Annotated in this window: 9 protein-coding genes; 1 reads left to right on the top strand and 8 read right to left on the bottom strand. The window is 70.8% G+C overall.

Translation table 11 applies throughout. The annotated features are described in order from the left end of the window. Nucleotides 1–5 precede the first annotated feature (5 nt). The 8 genes from PKA16_RS08890 to PKA16_RS08925 form a co-directional block, all read right to left on the bottom strand. Nucleotides 6–605, bottom strand: coding sequence for a Maf family protein (locus PKA16_RS08890; RefSeq protein WP_324402423.1), 600 nt, complete (start codon nucleotides 603–605; stop codon nucleotides 6–8). 116 nt (nucleotides 606–721) lie between these two features. Further along, nucleotides 722–1192: a 23S rRNA (pseudouridine(1915)-N(3))-methyltransferase RlmH gene (gene rlmH / locus PKA16_RS08895; RefSeq protein ID WP_324402424.1), complete on the bottom strand. Its 471-nt coding sequence runs from the start codon at nucleotides 1190–1192 to the stop codon at nucleotides 722–724. Next, a complete protein-coding gene (gene rsfS / locus PKA16_RS08900; RefSeq protein WP_324402426.1) occupies nucleotides 1189–2013 on the bottom strand; it encodes a ribosome silencing factor in 825 nt (274 codons plus the stop codon). The genes rlmH and rsfS overlap by 4 nt, the downstream gene beginning before the upstream one ends. Then, nucleotides 2013–2642 (bottom strand): nicotinate-nucleotide adenylyltransferase, encoded by a 630-nt coding sequence (gene nadD / locus PKA16_RS08905; RefSeq protein WP_324402428.1) that lies wholly within the window; start codon nucleotides 2640–2642, stop codon nucleotides 2013–2015. Before nadD ends, rsfS begins: the two co-directional genes overlap by 1 nt. A gap of 176 nt (nucleotides 2643–2818) precedes the next feature. Next, nucleotides 2819–3736, bottom strand: a complete 918-nt coding sequence (hemF, locus tag PKA16_RS08910; protein WP_324402430.1) for an oxygen-dependent coproporphyrinogen oxidase — start codon at nucleotides 3734–3736, stop codon at nucleotides 2819–2821. Between the two features lies 1 nt (nucleotide 3737). Further along, nucleotides 3738–5039, bottom strand: a complete 1302-nt coding sequence (purD, locus tag PKA16_RS08915) for a phosphoribosylamine--glycine ligase (protein ID WP_324402432.1) — start codon at nucleotides 5037–5039, stop codon at nucleotides 3738–3740. 34 nt (nucleotides 5040–5073) lie between these two features. Next, entirely contained in the window at nucleotides 5074–5241 is a 168-nt protein-coding gene (locus PKA16_RS08920; RefSeq protein WP_324402434.1) for a hypothetical protein, read from the bottom strand. Continuing rightward, nucleotides 5238–5966: a YebC/PmpR family DNA-binding transcriptional regulator gene (locus PKA16_RS08925; protein WP_324402436.1), complete on the bottom strand. Its 729-nt coding sequence runs from the start codon at nucleotides 5964–5966 to the stop codon at nucleotides 5238–5240. Before PKA16_RS08925 ends, PKA16_RS08920 begins: the two co-directional genes overlap by 4 nt. Before the next feature lie 85 nt (nucleotides 5967–6051). Here PKA16_RS08925 and PKA16_RS08930 point away from each other — a divergent pair. Further along, nucleotides 6052–6384: helicase HerA-like domain-containing protein (locus PKA16_RS08930; protein WP_324402438.1), on the top strand; the 333-nt coding region annotated here is incomplete at its 3' end.

The following is a 6384-nucleotide window of genomic DNA, read 5'->3' on the forward strand; positions in this document are numbered from 1 at the left end:
TGCCCTCACCCCGACCAGGCGGCCTGGCGCAGCAGGCTGGCGGTCTCGAACAGGGGCAGGCCCATGATGCCACTGTAGCTGCCGCTGATGCGCTCGATGAAGGCCGCGGCCCGGCCCTGGATGGCATAGCCGCCGGCCTTGCCGCGCCACTCGTCGCTGGCGACGTAGGCGGCCACCATGGCCTCGTCCAGCCGTGCCACGCGCACCCGTGATTCGCTCAGCGCTTCGCCGCGCCAGTCGCCATGCTGCAGCGCCACCGCCGTGATCACGCGATGCGTGCGTCCCGAAAGCCGCCGCAGCATGTCCGCTGCCTCGCGCTCGTCCTGCGGCTTGCCCAGGATGTGCGTACCGAGCGCGACCGTGGTGTCGGCGCAGAGCACTGGTGCCGGGTCCAGCCCTGCCGCCTGCAGGCGGCGCATGGCAGCCTCGAGCTTCAGTCGCGTCACGCGGCGCACGTAGGCGCGCGGCGCCTCGCGTGGCTGCACGGCCTCCAGCGCCTCGGCCGCCTCGTGGTCGTCGGGCAGCAGCAGGCGGTGCGCGACGCCGAGCTGATCGAGCAGCTGGCGCCGGCGCGGGCTTTGGGAGGCGAGGTAGATGAAGGACACGTTGAGCGTTGAGCGTTGAGCCTTGAGCCTTGAGCGGGTTCGACGGCCACCGCGTGCTGGTCGTTCACGCTGAACGCCGAACGCCTGGCGCTGAACCTGTCCTGCGGCGCGCCACTTCATTCCCGATGGTAGGGATGGCCGGCATTGATCGACCAGGCGCGATAGAGCTGCTCGATGAGCAGCACGCGCACCAGCGCATGCGGCAGGGTCAGGTCGGACAGGCGGATGCGCTCGTGCGCGGCCTTGCGCAGCGCCGGGTCGAGGCCATCGGGACCGCCGATCACGAAGGCGGCGTCGCGGCCCAGGCCCTGCCATTCGCGCAGGCGCACGGCCAGGGCCGCTGTGTCGAGCGCGCTGCCGCGCTCGTCAAGCACCACCCAATGCGCCCCACGCGGAACAGCGGCCTCGATGCGCTGGCGCTCGGCCGCCATGGCCTGCCCGGCCGTCCGGCCGCCGGCGCGCGGCTCGGTCTTGACGGCCTTGAGTTCGATCTTCAGCTCGGCGGGAAAGCGCTTCGCATAGTCATCCCAGGCCGCAGCGGCCCAGGCCGGAACGCGCTGGCCGACGGCGACCACGCACAGCTTCATCGTGCCCGGCGTGCGGCGGGACTCTTGCGCGCCGAGGGGGCGGCACGCGCCGGCTTCGTCGATTGGGCGCCCGTGGGCTTGCCCACCACCAGGACCTTGCCGGTCGTGCGGCTGCGGGACGCGACCTTCGGGGCCGCTGACTGGCGCGCCGTGCCCCGGGCGGGTCCGGCTGGCCTGGCGGAAGTCGCGCGGCCACCGGCACTGTACCCCGCGCCAGACCGGGCCGCACGCGCAGGTGCCGCCTTCGCTGGCGCCTTGGGCGATGCGACGGGCGTCGCTGCTGCCTTGCGAGCGACTGCCTTGCCGGCTGGAACCTTGCCGGCTGGAACCTTGCCGACTGGAACCTTGCCGGCTGGAGCCTTGGCGGCTGGGGTCTTGGCGGCTTGAGCCCTGGCGGGCGAAACCTTGCCCGCCGGGCCCGCACTGCGCGCGCGTGGTGCCTTGGGCACGGCCGTCGCGCCCAGTCGCATGCGCACCGGTTTGTCGCCCCAGATTTCCTCGAGGTTGTAGTACTGGCGGATCGCCGGCTGCATGACGTGGGCCACGGCCGCGCCGCAGTCGACGATGATCCACTCGCCGTTTTCCTCGCCTTCCAGGCGCGGCTTGGCGAACCCGGCATCGCGCACCTTGTCGCGCACACTGGCCGCCAGCGCCTGGGTCTGACGGTTGGAGGTACCGCTGGCGACGATCACGCGTTCGAACAGCGGTGACAGGTGCTCGGTGTTGAACACGCGGATGTCCTGGCCCTTGATGTCTTCCAGGCCATCGACGATGGCACGCTGGAGTCTCTGGATGTCTTTCTTGGCGGCGGCTTCGCTCATCAGGTCGTGGTGTAGAGGTGGTGTTCGGCAATATACCCCGCGACCGCGCTCGGTACCAGATGGCCGATCGCGAGTCCGCGGGCAGCGCGCGCGCGCACTTCGGTGGCACTGTGCGGCAGGGCAGGCAGGCGCAGCACGCGCACGCCGCGTGCCGCGCCAAGGTCCAGGCCGGGCAAGGGGTCACGCGGATCGAAGCCGGGCTCGTCCGGCGCCAGCCCGGCTCGCGTCGCCACCGCGACGAAGGCCAGCGCGACGATGTCCGGCGCGCGCCGCCAGTGGCGGAAGAACGCGGCCTGGTCGGCTCCGATCAGCAGCCACAGTTCCGCCGTCGGATGCTGGGCCTGCAGTTCGCTCAGGGTGTCGATGGTGTAGGTCGGGCCGGCGCGCTGCAGTTCACGGTCGTCGACGAGGGTGCCCGGCACGCTGGCGAATGCGAGCCGGCACATGGCGAGGCGGTCGGCGGCCGGGCTGAGCGGCCGCGACTTGTGCCAGGCGTCGCCGGTCGGCACGACGTGCAGCACGTCCAGCCCCAGTTCGTCGATGGCCGCGCGCGCCAGCGCCAGGTGCGCATCATGCGGCGGATCGAAGGCGCCGCCGAACAGGCCGATGCGCGAGGGGGTGCTGTTCATGTCCGCTCGCGCTCAGGCATGACGCATGACGAAGGGACGAGCGGCCGCGCTGCACTTCGATGACAAATGACCCACTCCGAATCGCAGGCGCCATGCAGAGGCTCGCGCCGGCGCTTTCTCATTTGTCATCGATGCCGCGCCAGCCGCGGGATCACTCCTCATTTTATCATCGCACGTCACGCCCACGCGCGCGGCACCAGGTAATGCTCGGTCAGGCGCGCCTCGGGCGAGCCCGGTTCGGCCCGGCGCTGGTGCTGCCAGGCCACCAGCGGCGGCATGGACAGCAGGATCGATTCGGTGCGCCCGCCCGACTGCAGGCCGAAATGCGTGCCGCGATCCCACACCAGGTTGAACTCGACGTAGCGGCCGCGCCGATGCAGTTGGTGCTGGCGCTCGCGCTCGCCCCAGGGTTGGCCGCGGCGCCGCTCGACGATCGGCAGGTAGGCCTGCAGGAAGGCGTCGCCCACCGCTTGCGTCAGCGCGAAGCCGTGCTCGGGCCCGCCTTCGGCGAAGTCGTCGTAGAAGATGCCGCCGATGCCGCGCGCCTCGCCGCGGTGCCTGTTGAAGAAGTATTCGTCGCACCAGGGCTTGAAGCGGGGATAGAGATCGCCGCCCAGCGGCGCCAGCGCATCGCGGCACGTGGCGTGGAAGTGCACGCAGTCCTCGTCGAAACCGTAGTAGGGCGTGAGGTCCATGCCGCCGCCGAACCAGCGCACCGGCTCCTCGCCCGGGTGCCCGGCCGAGATCATGCGCACGTTCATGTGCACCGTCGGCACGTAGGGATTCAGCGGATGGAACACCAGCGACACGCCCATGGCCTCGAATGGCGCGCCCGCCAACTCCGGTCGGTGCTGCGTGGCCGAGGGCGGAAGCCTGGGCCCGCGCACGTCGGAAAAACCGCAGCCCGCGCGCTCGAACACGGCGCCGCCCTCCAGGATCTGCGTGATGCCCTCGCCCTGCAACGGTTCGCCGGGCGCCTTGTGCCATGCGTCGCGCAGGAACCGGGCGCGGCCATCCTCGGCCTCGACGGCGTCGGTGATGCGGGCCTGCAGCCCGAGCAGGTAGTCACGCACCAGGGTGTTGAAATCGGCCATCTCAATGCCTCGACCGGATCGCGCCGTGGCCGATGTCATGGCGGTACTGCACGCCGTCGAAGTGGATCAGGCGCGCCACGTCGTAGGCCCGCGCCTGCGCCTGGCGCACCGAATCGGCGAGCGCCGTGACGCACAGCACGCGCCCGCCGGCGGTTTCGACCTGGCCGTCCCGCAGCACGGTCCCCGCATGGAACACCACGACATCATCGGCCGGCGCCGGCAGGCCCCGGATGACGTCGCCCTTGCGCGGGCTGGCCGGATAGCCGGCGGCGGCCAGCACCACGCCCAGTGCGGCGCGGCGATCCCATTCGAGCTCCACGGTGTCGAGTTCGCCCGCGCTGGCCGCCAGCAGCACCGGGACCAGGTCGGACTTCAGGCGCATCAGGATCGGCTGCGCCTCGGGGTCGCCCATGCGCGTGTTGAACTCCAGCGTGCGCGGGCGCCCGGCCGCATCGATCATCAGCCCGGCGTACAGGAATCCGGTGAAGGGCATGCCCTCCTGGTCCATGCCGTGCACGGTCGGACCGATGATCTCGCGCATCACGCGCGCGTGCACCTCGGGCGTCACCACCGGCGCGGGCGAATAGGCCCCCATGCCACCGGTGTTGGGGCCCTGGTCGCCGTCGCGCAGGCGCTTGTGGTCCTGGCTGCTGGCCAGCGGCAGCACGTTCTTGCCGTCGCACAGGACGATGAAGCTGGCCTCCTCGCCCTGCAGGAATTCCTCGATCACGACACGCGGCACGGCCACCCCGTCGGAGCCCGCGTTGTGCGCCACGCCGAGCGCATTGCCGCCCAGCATGTCGTCGATCGCCGCGTGCGCCTCGTCCAGGCTCTGCGCCACCACCACGCCCTTGCCGGCAGCCAGGCCATCGGCCTTGACGACCACCGGCGTGCCCATCCGCTCGACGTGGGCGTGCGCCGCGACGGCGTCGGTGAAGGTCTCGTAGTCGGCCGTCGGGATGCCGTGGCGCCGCATGAAGGCCTTGCTGAAGGCCTTGGAGCTCTCGAGCTGGGCGGCGGCCCGCGTCGGCCCGAAGATGCGCAGGCCGTGCGCGCGGAAGTCGTCGACCACGCCGGCGGCCAGCGGCTGCTCGGGGCCGACCACGGTGAGCGCGATCTTCTCCTGCAGCGCCCAGTCGCGCAGGGCCACCAGGTCCGTGAGCGGCACGTTCTTCAGGTTAGGCGCAGCCTGCGTGCCGCCGTTGCCGGGGGCAACGTAGACCTGCTGCACGCGCGGCGATTGCGCCAGCTTCCAGGCCAGCGCGTGCTCGCGCCCGCCGGAGCCGATGACAAGGATTTTCATGGTTGGACGTCAGGAAGTGCCGTGCGCCGCGCCGTCATGGCGTGAGCGTCTGCGGCGGATTGTCGGGCCTGGGCCGGCAGTCGTCGAAATCCGAGCCGGCCGAGACCGCGCCCGAGCCGCTGTCGAAGCACCACGACACGTCGCCGCCGCAACCCGCCAGCAGCAGGACCAGGACGGCCAGCACCCAGGGTGCGCGCCTCACCCCAGGTCCAGGTTGGCGTTGTGGAAGACGTTCTGCACGTCGTCCAGGTCCTCCAGCACGTCGAGCAGCTTCTGCATGCGCGCGGCGTCGTCGCCCGCGAGGTCGATGGTGTTGTCGGCGCGCAGGGTCACCTCGGCCAGTTCGGGCACCAGGCCCGCCGCTTCCAGCGCCTGCTTGACGGCCTCGAACTGCGCGGGGTCGGTCAGCACCTCGATCGCGCCTTCGTCGTCGGTGATCACATCGCCGGCACCGGCCTCCAGTGCCACCTCCATCACCTGCTCCTCGCTGGTGCCGGGCGCGAAGAAGAACTGGCCGACGTTGCGGAACTGGAACGCCACCGAGCCCTCGGTGCCCAGGTTGCCGCCGTGCTTGCTGAAGGCATGGCGCACGTCAGCCACGGTGCGCACGCGGTTGTCGGTCATGGTGTCGACGATGATCGCCGCGCCGCCGACGCCGTAGCCTTCATAGCGGATTTCCTCGTACGTCACGCCTTCCAGGCTGCCGGTCGCCTTGTCGACGTTGCGCTTGATGGTGTCGGCCGGCATGTTGACCGCCTTCGCCTTGTCGATCGCCAGGCGCAGGCGCGGGTTGGTGGCCGGGTCGCCGCCGCCGGCGCGCGCCGCCACCATGATCTCGCGCACCACGCGTGTCCAGATGCGCTGGCGCTTCTCGTCCTGGCGCCCCTTGCGGTGCTGGATGTTGGCCCATTTGCTGTGACCCGCCATGAACGTCAAATCCTCCGTCGGTGACTGTCGCTCGATAATCCAACTATTCATTCTAGTTTCCCCCATCCGCACGCGAGACATCGTCATGGCCCAACCCCTGCTCATTGCCCGCCACGGCGCCACCGAGGCCGCCATCCTGCCCGGCCTGGCGAACCGCCACGGCCTGATCACCGGCGCCACCGGCACCGGCAAGACCGTGACGCTGCAGAAGATGGCCGAGGCGTTCTCGGCCATCGGCGTGCCGGTGTTCATGGCCGACGTCAAGGGCGACCTGACGGGCATCAGCCAGAGCGGGCGCATCGAGGGCAAGATCGCCGACGTGCTGAAGGAGCGCGGCATCGACCTGCCCGCGCCCACGTCCTGCCCGGTCACGCTGTGGGACGTGTTCGGCCAGCAGGGCCACCCGGTGCGCGCCACC

It is taken from the genome of Ottowia sp., assembly GCF_035325765.1.
GTDB lineage: Bacteria > Pseudomonadota > Gammaproteobacteria > Burkholderiales > Burkholderiaceae_C > Ottowia.